Source organism: Candidatus Aramenus sp. CH1 (assembly GCA_022678445.1).
Lineage (GTDB): Archaea > Thermoproteota > Thermoprotei_A > Sulfolobales > Sulfolobaceae > Aramenus.
Genome location: JALBWU010000001.1, coordinates 151,089 through 168,602 on the forward strand (window position 1 = coordinate 151,089; position 17,514 = coordinate 168,602).

General features: G+C 49.8%; 18 protein-coding genes. 2 read left to right on the top strand and 16 right to left on the bottom strand.

Annotation, left to right across the window (positions count from 1 at the left end):
- Positions 1 to 78: 78 nt before the first annotated feature.
- From MPF33_00815 to MPF33_00870, 12 genes are all read right to left on the bottom strand, one after another.
- Positions 79 to 1,125, bottom strand: coding sequence for an L-myo-inositol-1-phosphate synthase (locus tag MPF33_00815; GenBank protein MCI2413786.1), 1,047 nt, complete (start codon positions 1,123 to 1,125; stop codon positions 79 to 81).
- Positions 1,122 to 2,516 carry an NADH-quinone oxidoreductase subunit NuoN gene (gene nuoN / locus MPF33_00820; GenBank protein ID MCI2413787.1) on the bottom strand — a complete coding sequence of 465 codons (1,395 nt, stop codon included), beginning with the start codon at positions 2,514 to 2,516 and terminating at the stop codon, positions 1,122 to 1,124. Before nuoN ends, MPF33_00815 begins: the two co-directional genes overlap by 4 nt.
- Positions 2,513 to 5,932: an oxidoreductase gene (locus tag MPF33_00825; protein ID MCI2413788.1), complete on the bottom strand. Its 3,420-nt coding sequence runs from the start codon at positions 5,930 to 5,932 to the stop codon at positions 2,513 to 2,515. The genes nuoN and MPF33_00825 overlap by 4 nt, the downstream gene beginning before the upstream one ends.
- Position 5,933: 1 nt before the next feature.
- Positions 5,934 to 6,218 (bottom strand): NADH-quinone oxidoreductase subunit K, encoded by a 285-nt coding sequence (locus tag MPF33_00830; GenBank protein MCI2413789.1) that lies wholly within the window; start codon positions 6,216 to 6,218, stop codon positions 5,934 to 5,936.
- 2 nt (positions 6,219 to 6,220) lie between these two features.
- The gene (locus tag MPF33_00835) at positions 6,221 to 6,718 is read right to left on the bottom strand and encodes an NADH-quinone oxidoreductase subunit J (protein ID MCI2413790.1); all 498 of its coding nucleotides are present in this window, start codon (positions 6,716 to 6,718) and stop codon (positions 6,221 to 6,223) included.
- Entirely contained in the window at positions 6,702 to 7,199 is a 498-nt protein-coding gene (gene nuoI, locus MPF33_00840; GenBank protein ID MCI2413791.1) for an NADH-quinone oxidoreductase subunit NuoI, read from the bottom strand. The genes MPF33_00835 and nuoI overlap by 17 nt, the downstream gene beginning before the upstream one ends.
- Complete coding sequence (gene nuoH, locus MPF33_00845; protein MCI2413792.1) at positions 7,187 to 8,245, bottom strand: NADH-quinone oxidoreductase subunit NuoH; 1,059 nt, start codon at positions 8,243 to 8,245, stop codon at positions 7,187 to 7,189. Before nuoH ends, nuoI begins: the two co-directional genes overlap by 13 nt.
- Positions 8,245 to 9,423, bottom strand: coding sequence for an NADH-quinone oxidoreductase subunit D (locus MPF33_00850; protein MCI2413793.1), 1,179 nt, complete (start codon positions 9,421 to 9,423; stop codon positions 8,245 to 8,247). The genes nuoH and MPF33_00850 overlap by 1 nt, the downstream gene beginning before the upstream one ends.
- 22 nt (positions 9,424 to 9,445) lie before the next feature.
- Positions 9,446 to 9,931 (bottom strand): NADH-quinone oxidoreductase subunit C, encoded by a 486-nt coding sequence (locus tag MPF33_00855; protein MCI2413794.1) that lies wholly within the window; start codon positions 9,929 to 9,931, stop codon positions 9,446 to 9,448.
- A gap of 3 nt (positions 9,932 to 9,934) precedes the next feature.
- Complete coding sequence (gene ndhC, locus MPF33_00860; protein ID MCI2413795.1) at positions 9,935 to 10,324, bottom strand: NADH-quinone oxidoreductase subunit A; 390 nt, start codon at positions 10,322 to 10,324, stop codon at positions 9,935 to 9,937.
- A 99-nt stretch (positions 10,325 to 10,423) separates the two neighbouring features.
- Positions 10,424 to 11,191: an FAD-dependent thymidylate synthase gene (gene thyX, locus MPF33_00865; protein ID MCI2413796.1), complete on the bottom strand. Its 768-nt coding sequence runs from the start codon at positions 11,189 to 11,191 to the stop codon at positions 10,424 to 10,426.
- Positions 11,192 to 11,257: 66 nt separating this feature from the next.
- Positions 11,258 to 11,593, bottom strand: a complete 336-nt coding sequence (locus MPF33_00870; protein MCI2413797.1) for a DUF2175 domain-containing protein — start codon at positions 11,591 to 11,593, stop codon at positions 11,258 to 11,260.
- 44 nt (positions 11,594 to 11,637) lie between these two features.
- Here MPF33_00870 and MPF33_00875 point away from each other — a divergent pair, with 44 nt between their 5' ends.
- Positions 11,638 to 12,789, top strand: a complete 1,152-nt coding sequence (locus tag MPF33_00875; protein ID MCI2413798.1) for a hypothetical protein — start codon at positions 11,638 to 11,640, stop codon at positions 12,787 to 12,789.
- Here MPF33_00875 and MPF33_00880 read toward each other — a convergent pair.
- Genes MPF33_00880 through MPF33_00890 form a run of 3 tightly spaced genes read right to left on the bottom strand, consistent with a single transcriptional unit; the run spans position 12,776 to position 15,207 of the window.
- Complete coding sequence (locus MPF33_00880) at positions 12,776 to 13,453, bottom strand: DUF364 domain-containing protein (protein ID MCI2413799.1); 678 nt, start codon at positions 13,451 to 13,453, stop codon at positions 12,776 to 12,778. The two genes, MPF33_00875 and MPF33_00880, sit on opposite strands and share 14 nt — an antisense overlap.
- Positions 13,450 to 14,541 (bottom strand): NDP-sugar synthase, encoded by a 1,092-nt coding sequence (locus MPF33_00885; GenBank protein MCI2413800.1) that lies wholly within the window; start codon positions 14,539 to 14,541, stop codon positions 13,450 to 13,452. The genes MPF33_00880 and MPF33_00885 overlap by 4 nt, the downstream gene beginning before the upstream one ends.
- Positions 14,542 to 14,571: 30 nt before the next feature.
- Positions 14,572 to 15,207, bottom strand: a complete 636-nt coding sequence (locus tag MPF33_00890; GenBank protein MCI2413801.1) for a superoxide dismutase — start codon at positions 15,205 to 15,207, stop codon at positions 14,572 to 14,574.
- Between the two features lie 253 nt (positions 15,208 to 15,460).
- Between MPF33_00890 and MPF33_00895 the strand changes: the two genes are divergently transcribed.
- The gene (locus MPF33_00895) at positions 15,461 to 17,287 is read left to right on the top strand and encodes a hypothetical protein (protein MCI2413802.1); all 1,827 of its coding nucleotides are present in this window, start codon (positions 15,461 to 15,463) and stop codon (positions 17,285 to 17,287) included.
- On the opposite strand, the gene MPF33_00900 is transcribed toward MPF33_00895, so the two are convergent.
- The gene (locus MPF33_00900) at positions 17,279 to 17,497 is read right to left on the bottom strand and encodes a hypothetical protein (GenBank protein MCI2413803.1); all 219 of its coding nucleotides are present in this window, start codon (positions 17,495 to 17,497) and stop codon (positions 17,279 to 17,281) included. The two genes, MPF33_00895 and MPF33_00900, sit on opposite strands and share 9 nt — an antisense overlap.
- Positions 17,498 to 17,514: the final 17 nt, after the last annotated feature.

A 17,514-nucleotide genomic window follows, 5' to 3' on the forward strand; every position in this document is an offset into this window, starting at 1 on the left:
GCCCATGAAAACTGCGTTATGCCTAATCCTTTACCTTCCTCTTACCATCTTTAGGAGCTCAGCTCTCACACGGTCGCATCACCGCTCAGTCCGGGGTTCACTCATCACTTTTCTCAAGAATTCCTCTAGATCTTTTCTTGCTTCTTCAAAGCTTCCATACCTATAAGAGTTCTTAAAGTAATATCCGCAAATTGGCTTTATTGCCCCTCCAATTCCCCTCTCCTTCACTATCTTCGCGAGTCTTATTAAATCCACTAGAGGTTGGACAGCGTTTGCCCCATCCCTCGTTTTCAACGAAATGTCAACCCTCACCTTTTCTCCAAGCGCGTATTCGCCCTCGATCACAATGTAGCTTACCCTTCTATCCCCTAGAAACTCCACGTAGTCAGAGGTTCCAGCAACTACTTCTCCGTCAGACCTAGAGGTTATGAAATTGGACTTTATCCTCTTCTTCATCTCTTTTCTCCAATCCTCTAACGTCACGTAGGTCTCCGTGTTGCCAGAAATGTCAATTTGGTATGATCTTATCACCTTAATCCCTCTGCTCTTCAAAAACTCTATAATCCCTGTGTGGAAAGCAGTTCCCCCGACTTGACTCATTAAATCGTCTCCAAATAGCGGTACCCTTTTCTCTTCGAACTCCTTTCCGGCATTCTTCACCACCTCTGTGGGAGTTGCGTTGATAAATGCGACTGACGCTTTCAAAGACGATTTTGCGTAAAACATTGTGGCTTGCTCTGCTCCAGTAGGCAAGAGGTTTAACAACACGTCAACTTTCTCCTCCTTCAACGTTGATATAACGTCAACTGGAGGTTCGCTAGATTCCTCTATAACTTCTGATAACTTCCCCGAGATGCCGTCAAGGGTTGGGCCCCTTTTTACTATTACGTCGCTCTTTACTTCCGCGTATCTGGGCACAACGTTTGGCTTCTCAAAGATCGCCTCAGAAAGCTTTTTGCCAACCTTCCTTTTGTCCACGTCGAACGCAGCGACAACCTCTATTTCGCTAGGCGAAATAGGAAGCTTAAGGATCCCAGGAATTTCCTCCCCCTTTTTAGCTAAGCTTAAGCCTTGTAGAAGGGCAGATGCGGAATTTCCAACCCCAGCTATTGCAACCTTTATCAAGACACCACCACCAACAGCAATGGGGCAATTAGCCCCAAGGCTATACTTAGGGTGGAAGCAAATATAACGCTGTCTCTCTCTGAGCTCCTAACTAGACTGAACTCCTCTCCTTCCCTGAACATCTCCCTTATTACTGGAATGTAATATCCTGCAGAAACAGCGCTGTTAATTACAGCAATTACCACAAGCCAAGGCAAGTTAAAGGCAGAAAGGAATAAGAACAATTTACCCCAGAAGCCAAGTATTGGCGGTATTCCTAGAAGGCTTAGCAACAGAATGGTTGAGGAAACTGCAAGTCCCTTATCCTTTGAACTCAAACCCCTCAACCCTCTAAGCTCGGAAGTACCAGAAACCTTCTCCACGTGGTTTACGAAGTTGAAGAGCCCAGCTTGCGCAATGACGTAGGCTATCATTTGCACAACTATTCCCGCAATCGCGAGCCCTTTGTCGAGCAATAGCGTGGCAAAGCCTATAATCACGAATCCCATCTGCGACACACTGCTGAAAGACAGAATGGAAGCTACGTCCTTCCTTGAGAAGGCTATTACGTTGCCTATTGTCATGCTCAGTATAGAGACTAGGGCAAACACAACCACGGTTAGCGTCCTCTCTAGGGGAACTGGATCTACAGCCAAAAGAACCCTAACCAAGGGCACTACTCCCACCATCTTACCCACGCTGGAAATAAAGGAAACGGAGATCCTGTCTGCCCCGGTATACACGTCTGGTAACCACCCCTGGAACGGGAACGCGCCTATCTTAAAGAGGAAGGACACGGAGATTAGTAAGAGACCTAGGGTGAACAAGCTCGGGTAGGGAATTGAGGCGAAGTTGAATTGTAAGGTACCAGCGCCAAGGGAATAGGCGGCGAAACCGGCTATCATGAACGAGGAAGAGATCAACCCCATCACTAGGTACTTTATTCCAGCTACAACTGAACCGTAGTCCTTCCTTAGCATAACTATAGCGTAGCTCGCTGCAGACGCTATGCCCCATCCAGTTAAGATAACTATTACGTTATTGGAGAAGGCCATGTATATTATGCCCAGGACTGTCAACAGGGAAAGTGAAAGCATTGACGACCTAGTTTTCCAAGATTCTAGGTGTTCCTTAGCTCCCATTAGCGATACAATTCCCCCCAAAGCCGTGGCAATAGAAAGGAAGTAACCCACTACGTCCACGTGTAGCGTGTAGGAGAACAAGTAGAAGTTGTTGACTCCCATACCGAAGAACGCCATTAGCACCACTACTACGAGTACCAAGGAGGCTAAGGTCAAGTAATAGCTTGTCTTGTAAGCCTTCTCCGTCCCAACGTCTAAGAAGAGCACAGCTAAGGAGGAGAAGACCAGAACAATTGAGGGAATTACTACAGGAAGGTATTCTAGCATCATACCACCCCTAGAATAATGAGGAATATCAAAACCAACAACACCACTCCCCCAACGTAGTACGCCAAGTAATCCCTGAGCACGCCAGTCTGTATCTTGGAGAAGGCAATGGCTCCGTACTTTAGAACGCCAGCCGGCAACTTCACGTTCAACCCTTGGTCTATTACTCCAGTCTCCATGTACTTAAAGACAGCGTTGTAGAACTTGAAAGACATTGCCCCCCACAAATCGAAGAGGGGATAGACGTACCAGCCATAGTAGAGGAAGTCTATCAAGGGCCTAAGCGCCGAATACCTAGCGAAGTCTGCGTTCCCAGTGAACACAGCCAGCGCTATGAATATCCCCACTAAGGACGCGACCAGGTCGACCACGTCGAAGTGGAACGCAAAGCCAGGAACAAGTAGCTCCTTGGAGAAGAACGCCGCCACTTGAGGTATCAGGACCCCTAGCCCTATTGAGGCCAGCACCAAGACAAGGGACGGCACGAGCATCACCTTGCTCACGTGCCCCTCCAACTCCTTCTCTCCCTTGCCCCAGAGGAAGGTCTTAGCCACATACCTTATTATGTACACGCTACCCAGGAACTCTAGTGCCACGTAGAGGTAGGACAAGTAACTTGAGGTAAAGCTGGAGATGAAGGAGTGCGCCCAGAACCCGATGAGGGGAGGGACGTTGGCCAAGTTAAACGCAGCGAGCGTCTGCAGCGCGAAAACGCCTTTCAGCTTCCTGTAAAGGTTGGGGTACTCTCCCACGTACCTAGTCTCCGTAGCGTGGATTACGGAGCCAGCGTTCATGAAGAGAGAGGCCTTGTATATTCCGTGGGCCACCATTTGTATGAGCCCGACCCCTATCCCAGCGTATAGGAACAGCGGGTTGCTATAGACCAAGGTGAACAACGCTCCCATGGAAGAGGAGAATATCATCAGCGATATCTGGTCTGAAGTGGAGTTTGCCAGTATGACCTTCTGCTCGTTGGAAACTAGGGCGTTGAGGCTGGTGTACGCAGCTGTAAATATTGATATACCAGCAACCAAGGAGAGGAACGTGACGGCGACCCCGTTACCTCCCGGCACCAAGTAGGGGTAGGTGATGAAGGTGAATATCGCCCCCAGGTTGACCATGGTGGCGGCGTGGATCAGTGCGCTCACCGGCGTAGGACCGGTCATGGCGGTGACGAGCCACTGGGTGAAGGGGAACTGGGCGCTCTTGGACAGACCGCCCAAGTACGTGAACACCAAGAGGACTAACCCCAGCGGTAGGACGGAAAACAGGTGGAGGTAGGGTAGGACTCCCTCGTAGAGTAGGGTGTTGCCGTAGAAGACTGAGTTTGTGGTTAAGTACACCAAGTAGCCTAGGCCTAGGAAGAGCCCCACGTCCCCTACCCTAGTGAAGATCATTGCCCTTATGGCGCTGGTAGTTGGCCTGCTCAAGTACTCAACTCCAATAACCTTCCTGCCGAAGTCGCCTACGACGTTCCTGTCGTTGTCGTCGAGCCAGTAACCTATTAGCCCGTACGACGCTAAGCTCGTGCCCTCCCACCCGGCAAGGAAGAGGAGCACGTTGTCAGAAAGGACTACGGCCAGCATTGAAGAGACGAAGAACCCGAAGAACCCCCAGTACCTCCTGAGGACGCTGTCCTCCTTCATGTAGCCTATGCTGTAGAGGGCTATGAAGAAGGACAGGGTGGACACGAACGTGGCCAGGATAGCTTGGAGGAGGGAGGAGCTGAACTGTAAATAGCCAAAGAGCTGGTAGTACTGGGTGGGGACGTAGAAGACCCTGTTCAACTGCACTGCCGACGTCAAGTTCAAGTAGGACAGGACCATGGAGATGCCTATGCTGAGAACTACAATGGCTCCCCTTACGTCTTGGTTGAGGGACTTAGGAGTGACCAAGGCAACTAGCGATCCTAACGCGGGAGCGAAGACTATGAGGAAGAGTGAGAAGTCCCCCGAGCTAAGCAACGGCGCCAGGAAGTCGTTAAGGGAAGCCGTCAAGTACTGGGGGAAGAAGAAGGTTATCATGCTAACTAAAGCCAGGATTGCCATTGGCAGGCTGTACTCCACGACCCCGTCTATGGACTTCCTCTGGGGGGTACCGCCGTACACCCTCTTGTACAAGTACGTCATGTAAGCTGAAGAGATGCCTATGGCCACGAACACCGCCAACGCAACTATTACCCACGTTGTCCCGACTGCCCTTGCCAGCTCCCCAGCGGAGAAGAGGAGTAGTGCCTCGCTAACTAGCCCCAGCGAGGGAGGCAGACCTAAGATGTTGAGCATTCCTATGAAGGCGAGCGTGGAGTGGAGGGGCGAAGACGCGTAGAGCCCTCCCAGATTGTAAATGTTCCTCTCCTTGAGCTCTGTAATTGACGCTCCGGCGCTCATGAAGAGGATGGCCTTCCCAAAGCCGTGGGAGGCATATATCAGCACGGATGCCAACACTCCCAAGGGTAAGACGTCGGCAGAGCTACCGAGCCCCATCAAGTAAGCTATCGAGGCACCGAGCAGCATGTAGCCCATCTGGGACACGGAGGAGTAGGCAAGGAACCTCTTGAAGTCCTTCTGGGCTATGGCGTTGACCCCACCGTATATCATGGTTATGAGGGCCCAGCCTATGAACGCCCCCGCCAAGTAGCTAAAGGAGGGAAAGAGGTAGAAGTACAGGATAACTACGAACACCCCGAGCCCCACAGTGTTCGGGCTCAACAGTGCCGATACTGGAGTGGGAGCCTCACCGTGGGCGTAGGGGAGCCATATGTTGAAGCCAGCCTGCGCGCTCTTCACCATCATCCCTACTATCCCAAGGAGGAAGAGGAGGAGGGCGTAGCTCACCGAGGAGTAGTCCTCAAAGGTACCGTATGACGAGTATATGTCCATCTTCCCTGTGGCTACGCCAATCACAATTATGGATGCTAACAGCAGGATAGTACCCACGTGCGTCCATATGAAGTAGAGGAGGCTTATTCTCCTCCTGTCCCCGTAGCCATAAAGCATTATGAGCAGAAAAGACGTGATAAGGGCGACCTCCAGGAAGATGTAGAGCTCCAGCAAGTTCACTGAAAGTACAACGTATATCATGGAGATGGCAAAGAGGTCGAAAAGGCCGAAGTAGAGTCCCCAGTTACCTCCCAGCTCCTCGAACCTCTCCTCCATGTACCTCAGTGAGTACACTGCAGACGACAAAGACACTACAAGTATCGTTACTAGGAAGGCGAAGTTCAAGTCGTTTACGGTGAAGCCAAAGTACCCAATGGAAGAGGCGACGTAGAACTCCTCTAACAGCCCCCTCTTAAACAGGAAGTAGGCGTTTAGGGCAATGGTTACCATAGAGAGAGCAAACGCAGTCTTCTTTTCCCTTATTACAAAAACCAGGGAAGAGAGGGCAAAGGTTACCGCGAATATGAACAGGGAGATCATCTTAGTCTACCTCTAGAGAACCTTTCTGCCTGAAATAAAGGATTATCGCAGCGAAAGCGACCACTACCTCGGTTAACGCCATCCCAACGGCGAAGATCGAGAACACTATGGGTAGGTAAGTTCTGCCCAGCACGCTGGACAGGGAGAAAACGAACAGTATGGAGGCGTTGAGTATCACCTCCGAGGATAGGAGTATCCTTATTACGTTCTTGCTGTTTGTGAGCCCAAAAATCCCTATCCCCAGGAGGATTACGGCGAGGGTAACGCCAAAGTAGGACACCAGCACCTTCACTCCCTCCTGGCCAATGAGATGGCCTCTATCACAGTGGTCAACAGCCCTATGATAAGTATTATTGCAGGGAACCAGTAACCTTGAAGTATCTCAACAGCGAGGCTCTGTAGATCCACGGTCTTGGGATAGATAGACGGTAAATTACCTACTGTGACTAGGATCACAATGAATATCACCGCCGTCGCTATGACGGAGAGGACGCCCGACCAAGGTATCCTACCTTCCTTGACGTCAATCCCCTTGAACATGACCAGGGATATGGAGAGGAATACCACCGTGGCTCCTACATACAACAACAAGTGGAAGGCAGAGTAAATCGAGTAAGCCTCTGGGGAGATGTCAGCAATCAGCATTGCCACGCTAACTCCTAGGAAGGCCAACGCTATTGCTGAGTAGAAGACGTTCCTCGCCCTCACTATGAATATTGCTGACGCCATTGCTACCACTGAAAAGAACGCGAATATCCCGAACTGGAAGTCACTCATCAGGGACATACTTTATCCCCCTCTCTTCGTCCACTACTGCTTTGACCTTCTTTACCACCCTTTCCGTTGGAGGCTCATCGTAGCTCTTGTTGAACTTGTCAGGGTAGAACACTAGGTCCCTCCTGTTAGTGAAGGCAGCGTCGTGGACCCCGGTCTCCTTTAGGGCGTCTACTGGGCATATGTCGACGCAGAAACCGCAGAAAACGCATCTGCCGTAGTTTATTGTAGGCAACTTCTTGCCCTCCTGCGTTACCATCTTCATGGCGTCGGCTGGACACACCATGGCACACAGCGTACAGCCTATGCAGACGTCCTTGTAAAGCCTTATTAGCCCCCTGTAACCGCTGGGTAGAGAAAGGGCCTCTTCTGGGTACTTCAACGTTATCCTCTGAGGCCTTACAAAGTACTTTATCCCTGTACCTATTGCTTGTACGTGATCTCCGAATAACTTAAACGGGTTTGCCTTCTTGTACTCCTTCACCTTATCCATACGTATCCCACCACCACACCTAAAATTAAGGACGCGAAGGCCAAGGGGAGTAGGTACTTCCAGCTCCCCCTCAAGGCTTGGTCTATCCTGTACCTACCGTATACCGACCTCATGAAGGTCGCAAAAAAGAGGACTATTACGGCCTTCAACACTGTGAGGACTAACCCGGGGAAACCCGACAAGGGGTACCACCCCCACAGGAAGACGTCTGCAAACACTAACGCGTAGATGAAATTGCCCACGTACGACCCGGCCATGGTCAAGACGAAGAGGAAACCGCTGTACTCAGTGTAGGGCCCTATCACTAGCTCCGTCTCTGCCTCGGATATGTCAAACGGGAACCTGGAAGAGCCCATAAGCATGGCTACGAAGAACAGGAAGGCTGCTAGTGGGTTAGCAACTATGCCCGGGATGCCGTAGCTTACTATCTTGGCTATGTCTAGGGTGTGGTACTCCAACGCTATAGCCAGCGTGGACATGAGTAGTATTACGTCGTAGCTCACCGAAAGGTAGGTCTCTCTAACTGCTCCAACCACAGCGAACCTGTTGTTGGTACTCCACGCCAATAGAACCACAAATATTGGGTAGACGGACTCTATCGCTAGGACGAGCAGGAGGTTGTAGTTGACGAACAGTCCAGCTACTACTCCAGAATTGATGTTGGGGTCGTAGAAGTCCTTAAAGTAGATGGAGAACACAGAGCCGGAGGGCGGTATAACGGAGAGGGGGATAACAGCTATGGGGAGGAATGATGCTATCACCACTAATACCGGCGCGAGAGCGTAGAGCGTGGGGTTAACTTCGTTGGGTATGATTATCTCTGAGAAAACGAACTTCACGGCATCAGCCACTAACTGCAGAATTCCGCCGAGGCGCTTAGAGGCGTAGTAGGGCCCTATCCTCATCTGGACCCTGGCTGCAGCCTTCCTCTCGAACCAAATCGTCACCAGCAACAGGAGTAGGGCGAATATGAGCCCCGGGAAGATGACAGTAACAAAGAACGAGGGGTAGAGTATGTAGAACCTCAAAAGGCCTAGTATCTCCATTACCTGTCAGCCTCCGGAGGGAAATAATCAAGGCTACCGTAAATCGAGACCAGGTCTGCGAACCTGCTCCCCTTTGCCAAGTTCCTCATCACGTTTATTAGACGGTATGAGGGGGTCACCATCCTCAGCCTATAGGGCTTCGCTGACCCGTCGCTTACTACGTAGTAGAGAAGCTCTCCCCTTGCTGCCTCTACTCTAGTTACTGCCTCCCCCTTTGGGGGCCTAAATGAGGCGTAATAGCCTGGGAGCACTATCCTGCGGTAGCCCTCCCACCACTTCTTTAGCCTAGTTGGGGGGATCTGCTTGAAGAACCTGTCGCTCAAGATGTTCCCCTCCGGGATCTCCTTGATTATCTGCTCGAGCATCCTTAAGCTCTGCTCGACCTCCTCGAACCTCACCATGGTCCTGGCGTAGCCATCGCCCTCCTTGTACACTGGGATCTCGAAGTCCAACTTGGGGTAGGCGGCGTAGGGTTCGATCTTTCTCACGTCGTAGTACACACCAGAGGCCCTCAAGTTGGGTCCGACAGCTCCCCACTCTATTGCCTTCTCCCTGGTCATTACGCCAACGTTCTCCAGCCTAGCCCTAATGGTGGGGTTGTAGAGGAATATCTTCCTCCAGTCCTCCAGCTTCTTCCTCATGTAGGTTATGGCCTTCTTTGTCTCCTCTATAATTGCTGGCGTTAGATCCCTCCTGACCCCGCCTGGAATTATGTAGGAGTTCGTCACCCTTGCCCCAGTGAGCATCTCAAGGATGTGAACCCACACTTCCCTGTCCCCAAAGCCCCACATGAAGGCAGTTGAGTGGCCGAGGAATATGCCCAGGATACCGAGGCCGTACAAGTGGCTAGCGATCCTGTTTACCTCAGCCGCGAAGCTCCTCAAGTACTGGGCCCTTTCGGGGACGTCAACGTTAATTATCTTCTCCACTGCCATGACGTAGCCTAGGTTCATGTGGATTGAGTCGAGGATGGCAGGGCGCTCTACCAAGGGTATGAGGTGCATGTAGTTCCTGTTCTCTCCCAGCTTCTCAACTGCCCTGTGGACGTAACCCACGTCCAAGTCAACGTCTTCTATGATGTCGCCGTTGAGCTTTACTAGGATCCTCATGTGCCCCGAACCGGGATGTTGGGGCCCTACGTTTAGCTCTCCCTCAACTGGAACTATGTCTACCGCCATTCCAGAGTTCTCAAGTACGTCCTCAAGCCTGTTTGTCAACAAACAACCCCTCCAACTTTATCTTGTAACTCTTCCTTAAGGGGTAGACTCCCTCAAAGTCCTCCGGTAAGAAGAGCCTCCTCATGTCCGGGTGGCCCTCGAAGTACACTCCTAGCATCTCGTACGTCTCCCTCTCCCCAGTCCACGCGCTCTCCCACACCTCGTAGAGGCTCTGCATCTTCAGTTCCTTATACGTCACGTAGGTCTTCAAAGCCAAGATGACCCTAGCCAATTCTGGATTTGAGTACGAGGAAACGTGGTAAACGACTTGTATCTTCTCTTCCTCGGGGAAGTCTATCCCAGTGACTGACTTCACGTGATCAAAGCCCTGCTCCTTCAAGAGCTTCGCTACCTCCACTACTACCTTCTTGTCAACCTCTATTTGCCCCCTAGTGTCACTATCCGCCTTTACTTGGGCGTTAAACTTTGACTTAACTAGGTTTAACACGTTGTCTATTGGTCTCTGCATTTCCTATCTCCTCAGCTCCCAATTTAACGCCATGTTGATTTGCCTAACTGCGTAGAGTAACACGGGGTAAAGGACGACGACGCTTGATGACACCACCACCATGAGGTTCCTGAACAAGGTAAGGGAAGTATAGTAAGGTGCTGAGGCGATCAAAAAGAGCAGGACTACTATCGGTTCAAGGGAGGTGTACACCAAAAGGTAGCCGTAGTACTGGAGAGGGAACCAGAGCCTCCCCTCGCCGGTCGGGATGTTTCCAGCCTCAAACCTACTTACCTTTAGAGGCGACGGTTCATGTGGGACTATAAGCGAAATTACCTTATACCCACCGTAACCTGCTAACAGGAAGAGTACAGCCGGTAAGCCAAAAGCCACGATAGCCTGCGTGTAGGACATCAGAAATATTACGTCGTCTACAATCTTAAATATTTTTCTTAGTGTTGTTTGAGAATGCTTATACCATTTAAAAATTTTAGTTTAAAAGAAAAAAGCGTGTCATATTTTTTCAACTATTGAGCGCGAGTTGAGTATGCACTTTGAAATTCCGTCCCTTGGTACCCCCTCTATACACCTCTGCGAGAGGAACTCCACCTTCCTAGACATAACATCGTCTAAAGTAACTGGGTCGTTGCGCACGAAGTTCTCGTGTATGACGCAGTTGGGTCCAGCATAACGGAAAAGGCGTGGGTGAACTTTTCGCACTTCTTCGAGCATCTTCCACGCAATTGCGCGAATTTCCCACTGCGCCCGGCTACACAGTCTCAACGCGAAGAAGTTGTACAACTCACGAGCGTTCATAGTTACGACTACGTTAGTGTTGACGCCGTTGGGCAACACGTACCTGGCGTCCTCCTCGGGTACGCCTGCAGATAACAGCTCGTAATAGCGATCATATGCCTCCTTGTACGCCTTCTCTATGAGCTCCTTCTCCCTCTTCTCGGCAGAAGGTGGGATAACAGGCTGATAGTACTCGTCAACTGGCTTGGCGAAGCGGTGAGACATCTGAGTGTATGAAGCAATACGGTGCCTCACAAGTTGATGAGAGGCTACCCTGCTTATGCCCTCGACGGAAAAGGTGTACACACTGTGTTCCAGGACTGACCAATACCCGTGAAGGATGGCGTCCTTTATCCACGTCTCAACCTCGTCGTCAGACATAGTCTCCTCGTGATGCCTCCAACCCTTCCTACTTCTGCTCATCTTCGACGCGATTGCTACAACGCGTTCGCCGTCCTTGGTATAGGAAACCAGAGAAACATACATTGCTTCCTTATTTACTTTGTATATAAAAATCATCGTTTAAAGCTAGTAACTTAGTATTTCTCCTACTCACTCCAAAACTCCACTCAGTTTCTCCACAGCCCTAGTAAACATAGCGGCGTTCTTCTCGGCGTCCTTCTCGGCCTGCTCCATGAACTTCTTTGCATCCTCGTTGCTTACCACTGACATCCTCTGCTTATATACTGTTATTAACCTCAGCTCGTCCTCCAGCGAGTCCAGCACCGCCTTTATTTGCGACTCGTCGACTTTAGCGGTCTTTATGGCCTTGTCCCTGAAGCACGTGTAGTGTACCACCGTCTTCTTAGAGGTAAAGGTGAACAACTCGTCCCAGTAAATAGTGTTCTTGCATATATCGCAAGTCCACTTTGTAGGTGCACGGCTCATGGTCTAAAGTAGGTGTTATATACTAAATAAATATTACGGTAAATATGCTCACAGACAAAGCTCTCTCCGACGCGAAGTTCTACAACAAGCCCATAGCTTTGCTGTTCTACACTGAGGACTGCGACGTGTGCAAGCCCTTGTTTGAGAAAGTTAAGGAGCTGAGCATCTCCAAGAGGTTCTACCTCTTTGAAGTGGACGCCATAGAGAGGAGCGACTACTTCATTAGGCTCACCAGGGGCTTAGTTCCCTCCATAGTAGTCGTGTCCCCAGAGGTAAAGCTCCTAGGTATTGTGGAGTCAAACGACGTGAACTTCGTGGATAAAAGCTTGAGGAGAATCTACGAAAGGTACTCCCAAGGCTACAAGGGAGAGGAAATACCTTCCTTCTCCCCTGAACCGGACGATCCCTCGTTAGACGTGCTGTACGAAGTGCTCAACAGGGCGATGTCTGGCGAGACCGTAGACTTCAGGGGTGCGGAGTTCGTAAAACTCGTGTCCACGGTGCACAAGGAGTACCAGAAGGCGTTGAAGACGTTGAACCCGGAGAACGAGCTGGCCAAGTTTGTGGTAACAGGGGAAAGACCCCCCCTGGACGCCAAATACGTCTTCACCACAGCGTTCCTTGTGTCCTACGGCCTCCTTGAGCCCAAGGAGCTGTACCGCTTCTTTGGGGAGAGAGGCCTAGTTTACAGAAGCGAAAGGAAGGAGGGCTACGGTTACCTAGTGGATCAGAGCATGGCAGGGAACGCTCTGATAACGCTCTACAACAGGACTGGGGACAGCGAGTACTTGAAGAGGGCGGAGGAGGTGTTCTCCTTCGTCAAGCAAAACCTGTCCACGGAGAAGGGCTTCAGGGACGTGATAATAAGGGACAAGGTCACTTCCTCCCTGTTCCTGGAGCCCCTGGCCAACGCAGAGGCTTCCCTGTTCTTCGCGAGGCTGTGGGCTGTAACAGAGAACGAGGAGGCAAAGAAGTTAGTGGAGGTGGCTATGAGGTGCGCCTTCGCAGGCTCAAGGGACATAAAGGTGCTATCCAGGATAGCCCTTACCATGGTCGTCCTCAACGAGAAGGTGAAAACTAGCGAGAAGGTAGCAGAACCAGACTACAGGGTCTACCTTGGGCACACCAGCTGTAAGTTCGAGTTTAATGGAACGTGCTTTAACTCGTTGGAGGAGATAAAGCCTAAAGTCTTCTAAAGCCTCTAGTTACGAACTTGTTTAACTGCCTCGCCCCTCCTCCTTCACACACTATTCTAAACACCCTATAGTTGTCCGTCGGTATCACCTTCCCAACTACCTCGAAACCGTACTTCTTGAGCGTCTGTGGGGCCTCAAAGGAGGACACACCTGTGAGCACTAGGTGATCTGCCCTCAGTCCCTTCAATACATTCTCCGTTGTGTTGAGGACAAAGGATGAGGCGAATATCACTGCAGTGTCGCACACCTCTCCCTTGTACTCGGAGAACGGCTTGAAGTTGGAGCTGTTCGAGAAGTCGTAAGCCACGACCTCCTTAAACCCTGAGGAGTTGACGTAGGGCTGATACCCAAAGACGCAGAGCTTGTTCCCCGTGAACAAGGTCATTGGGTCTCCCCTCTCTAGGTTCCTTCCACCTAAGGCGTTCAAGATGGCGAGGGATATGCTCCTCTTTATGGGGGAGTCTATTTCCTTGGCGACGTCATACGCGTTCTTTCCCACTATTTCCCCCGCGTTTTCAACTTCCCCTTCCGTCACGGTGTGGGAAAGTCCCACGCTCTGATTGTCCAAGATCACTGAAGTGAAGGCCACTCCTACACACAAGTTGATTACTTTTCTTTGCTTTAGCTCGTAAGACAGCTCCTCTATTGCTTCCTCCAAGATCATAGAATTATCTTCCCCCTTTCGTATATCGGCTCAGTAACTTCTTTGTTGGGCAATATAACGGTTTCCCTGTTCAGGAGGACTCCGTCCCTTGTAAGGACTTCTTCTCCAACTATGGTGTCCTCCCTTAGGTGGTTCCACTTCCCTATCCTGGACTTGTCGGCTATAATGGTCCCAACTAAGTAAGAGTAATCCCCTACTTTCACGTTGTCCATTAGTATTGAGTTCCCCAGGAAGACTCCTTTGCCTATCTCAGAGCTCTTGCCTATGACCGAGTTTTGGGATATCACCGCCTCATCGCTTACCGACACACCAGGGGAGACGTAATAGGGAGGAGAGAGCGTTGCCCTCTCGCTCACCTTAGCCTCTGAGGAGACGAAGCCCTTTGGATGCTTCTCGGCCAACAAGTTAAAGTTGAGCTTCATGTAGTCCTTTGGGACTCCAATGTCTGCCCAAACGCCCTTATACTCGTAGACCGAGACGCACGTTGTGTCGAGCAACTTGGGCAAGAAGTCCTTGGCAATTGAGGCCTCGCTTGCCCCGTCCCTCCTTATGAGCGAGAAAACCTTTTTGTTGAAGACGTAAATCCCAGCGTTGATTAAGTTCGAAATGGGGTTCTCTGGCTTCTCCTGGATCTGCGCTAGAACGTCTCCCTCCGTGATGAGGACGCCGTACCTCCTCGGGTTCTCAACTCTCTTGCCCACAACCGTGGCGGGGCAACCGGACTTCTCGTGGAACTTGAGCAGTTCTCTTACGTCAATCTCGCTATATATGTCCCCGTACACTACAAGTACGGTTTCGTCGAGTTTGTAGTTGGAGAAGATGTACTTTAAGGGGCCTGCATCGCCGAGGGGTTCTTTTTCTACCACTAACGTTGCTCTCCTCCCCATTGCCTCCAAGTGGGATATGACCTTTTCCGCCATCACCCTCAGGGAAAGGTACACGTCATTTATGCCTGCGAGCTCTATGGAGTCCAGAATGTAGTCTATTATGGGCTTACCTAAAACGGGGAAGAGGGCCTTGGGTTTGGTAAGGCTGAGGGGCCTAAGCCTGGTGGCGTAGCCTCCAGCTAGGACAATGGCAGAAACCATAAGAATAAAAGAGGACTGCAGAAAAAAGCTTTACTTGTTGAGGTATTTCTGTAACTTCTTGTCCGCCCAGTCCCAGTTGACTATGTTCCACCAGTTGTTTACGTAGTCTGCCCTCTTATTCTTGTACTGCAAGTAGTAGGCGTGCTCGAACTCGTCCAAGATCAGTATAATTGGTAGCTCAGCTATGTGGTTCTGGAAGTGGTTCTCGAAGGTCATGATCTCCAAGTTACCGCTCTCGGTGTCGTAATATAGCACAGTCCACCCTGTCCCTGGTAGGGAGTTGGCCGCCTCAGTAAACACGGCCTTGAACTTGTCGAAGCTGCCAAACTGCTTGTCTATTAAGTCAGCAAGTGCTCCTCCCGGCTTCCCTCCACCCTTTCCGTTGGGTGCCATGTTTTCCCAGTAAAGCGCATGCAACTTGTGACCGTTGATGTTGAACACGAGGCCCCTAAGAATACCTTGGATGTCGTACTGCCCTGACTGCACTTCTCCCTTTATGACCTTGTTTAGCCTGTCAAGGAAGGAGTTCGCCCCGTTCACGTATCCCTTATGGTGTCCATTGTAGTGGACGTCTATTATGTCCTTACTTATGTACGGCTCTAATGCGTCCACCTTATATGGAAGGGGCGGTAGTTCGTACTTTTTGAACGATATGGAAGAACTCATAACAACAATTAATTGATAGTAACTTTTATCTCTTTCGCATTAGCTAGAAGTCCCAAGCACTTTACAGTCCTAGACTTAGGCGCTCTCTACAAGGCTCTACAGGAGAGCAACCTATAAATAGTACGGGAAATCCTAATTATTTCGAGTTAATGAGTACAAAGGAAAATCGTATTACCACGTATAGCCCATAATGAATAAACGCCAACAAAATTTTATAATTCTCCTTATATTATAGTATATTAGCGATAAAGAAATGAAAATTAAGGTAACCACCGAGAAGTTCAACGACTACGTAGAGAGAGGAGCACTGGCCATATTGAACTCCTTTTTGGCAATAGAGCTAGTTAAGGATTTCGGTTTCCCACAGCTGTACGAGTATGCGCTAGTGCCCTTCGCAGTTATAATAACTGTGTTTATACCGTTCTTCATGACATCGTTTATCTCGGTACTCTACGTAAGCACTATGATTTACAATATGACTGCCCATTACACACTTGCCCTTTACCAAGGTTACTTGGACGTATTTCTCCTCGCGGTGCTGGGCATCTTGTTACCGGTTACAGTGGAGCTGAAGTTTAAGTCCCTTCAAGCTTTCATAGGAATAAATAGCGTGGTGGCTTATACAGCCTTTCCCGCATCGGCGCTTTTCCTTTTCGCTGGGATATCTGAGAAACGTAGCGTGGTCATTAACTCCATATCGTCGCTTCCCCTGGTTATTTGGATGATCTACCCCAATTTCGTAGACCCCCCGATCTATAGACTGTCCTTGGCGATAGCACTCGTCATAGTAGGGGCAGCGATGATGGGGGTCAAGAAAGCCTTTAGCCCGATAGGCGCAGTGTTGCCCGCAGTGGCCCTATACTACGCAGTACATTCTTTGCCACTAAGCCAAGTAATTGAGGCCGCCCTCCTGGCTGTAGCTATAAACGTGGTACCAGTCGCCCTACAGTTCCTGGAGAACAAGTCTATCGAAAGGTCGGAATTTGAGCAGTTGAGGAATTCGTTAAACGGTAGTATGGAGGAAGCTATTATCTCTCTGCAAAGGCTCAACAAGGTTGACGACGAGAGGCTTTCTTCGTTGTGCACAAAGAACTTAGAATTCTTGGCCTCTGTATACAACGACCTAGCTAAGTGCAACGACAGGAAGTGCACTGAGGAATTATCCCTGAAGTTTAGCAGAGCGAAGGAGGAAATAGAAAGGCAGATAGACGAGGAGTTGTTCAAAATCATCGTAGAGTTTAACGAGAAGGCCAGGAAGTTAAGGAAACTCAACTTGCCTGTAGGAGAGATACCGCCAGGAGAGAGGAAGTTCACGCTTAACTCAAGCGGGGTGGACTACGCATACAGCGTAATCTCTTCAATAAACTCGAGCCTTGACGCCACAGTAAAGAGTCTCAACGAGACAGCTAAGAACTTAAACCAGATATTTGGCACCAACTTCAACCTCCTTTTAAGCAAAAACGTAGACAAGATAGTTGAGGCCTCCGAGGCTCTCTTGAATAAGGAATTAATTGAGAGGATGAAGAGCTTAATAGAGATGGAAAAAGACATTCTAGCCAAGCTCAACGATAGCTCCATCACTCAGCTAAAGCTAAAGCTTACAAGAGATCTGAACTTAATAGACCTAGATAACGTAACCTTCTACGAAGTAAACCAGCTAGTTGCGGCCACCAGGGAAATAAACAAGATAATAGACTCGGAAGTGCAGAAGATTAGCAATACACGCACAAACGGGAAGCTTCCTCCCTTCCTTGTCGAAAGGATATTGAACGCGGGAAACAAACTACAGAAGAGCATAAAAGACGCCAAGAGCCTTTACGACAAGTTCAGTGAGTTCCTAGCCTCTATTGACGAGGTCAACGAAGTGCTGGACATTCTGTCTAAAGAGGAGGTGCTGGAGGACCTATTCAGCCTAATGGAAAGCAATTCCAGCCAGATCATAAGCACACTAAGCGAGGGATCATGCATAAACATTTCCGATATAGGGATTGACGAGTCGTTCTCCCCTTACGTTATTTATTGGCTGGAGAACAAGGAACTGAAAGTAAAGAAGGTCAAAAACTCCATCTGCTTATCTTAGCCTTTTTATGACTATTTCTGCGTGGTCCCCTACAACATCGCCCTTGAAGAGGTACCTTGGGGCGTTCTTAAGTAGCAGGTGAGTGCACAAGATCCTGTCGGAGTCCGCTATTACTTGGATACTCTCCCCTGGTTTAAGGGCGACCAAGTGTTTTGAGAGCTCCAGGATAAACTCCTCGCAGGATTTTCCCCTGAGATCTAATGTGGTCATAAAAGTTTACTTCTATT

Coding starts and splice junctions, on each gene's coding strand:
- MPF33_00875 (MCI2413798.1), top strand. CDS start 11,638: ATGCTCACAGACAAAGCTCTCTCCGACGCGAAGTTCTACAACAAGCCC.
- MPF33_00885 (MCI2413800.1), bottom strand. CDS start 14,541: ATGGTTTCTGCCATTGTCCTAGCTGGAGGCTACGCCACCAGGCTTAGG.
- MPF33_00825 (MCI2413788.1), bottom strand. CDS start 5,932: ATGATCTCCCTGTTCATATTCGCGGTAACCTTTGCCCTCTCTTCCCTG.
- MPF33_00895 (MCI2413802.1), top strand. CDS start 15,461: ATGAAAATTAAGGTAACCACCGAGAAGTTCAACGACTACGTAGAGAGA.
- MPF33_00835 (MCI2413790.1), bottom strand. CDS start 6,718: ATGTCCCTGATGAGTGACTTCCAGTTCGGGATATTCGCGTTCTTTTCA.
- MPF33_00890 (MCI2413801.1), bottom strand. CDS start 15,207: ATGAGTTCTTCCATATCGTTCAAAAAGTACGAACTACCGCCCCTTCCA.
- nuoN (MCI2413787.1), bottom strand. CDS start 2,516: ATGATGCTAGAATACCTTCCTGTAGTAATTCCCTCAATTGTTCTGGTC.
- nuoH (MCI2413792.1), bottom strand. CDS start 8,245: ATGGAGATACTAGGCCTTTTGAGGTTCTACATACTCTACCCCTCGTTC.
- MPF33_00855 (MCI2413794.1), bottom strand. CDS start 9,931: ATGCAGAGACCAATAGACAACGTGTTAAACCTAGTTAAGTCAAAGTTT.
- MPF33_00880 (MCI2413799.1), bottom strand. CDS start 13,453: ATGATCTTGGAGGAAGCAATAGAGGAGCTGTCTTACGAGCTAAAGCAA.
- thyX (MCI2413796.1), bottom strand. CDS start 11,191: ATGTATGTTTCTCTGGTTTCCTATACCAAGGACGGCGAACGCGTTGTA.
- MPF33_00870 (MCI2413797.1), bottom strand. CDS start 11,593: ATGAGCCGTGCACCTACAAAGTGGACTTGCGATATATGCAAGAACACT.
- ndhC (MCI2413795.1), bottom strand. CDS start 10,324: ATGTCCTACACGCAGGCTATCGTGGCTTTTGGCTTACCGGCTGTACTC.
- MPF33_00900 (MCI2413803.1), bottom strand. CDS start 17,497: ATGACCACATTAGATCTCAGGGGAAAATCCTGCGAGGAGTTTATCCTG.
- MPF33_00850 (MCI2413793.1), bottom strand. CDS start 9,423: ATGGCGGTAGACATAGTTCCAGTTGAGGGAGAGCTAAACGTAGGGCCC.
- nuoI (MCI2413791.1), bottom strand. CDS start 7,199: ATGGATAAGGTGAAGGAGTACAAGAAGGCAAACCCGTTTAAGTTATTC.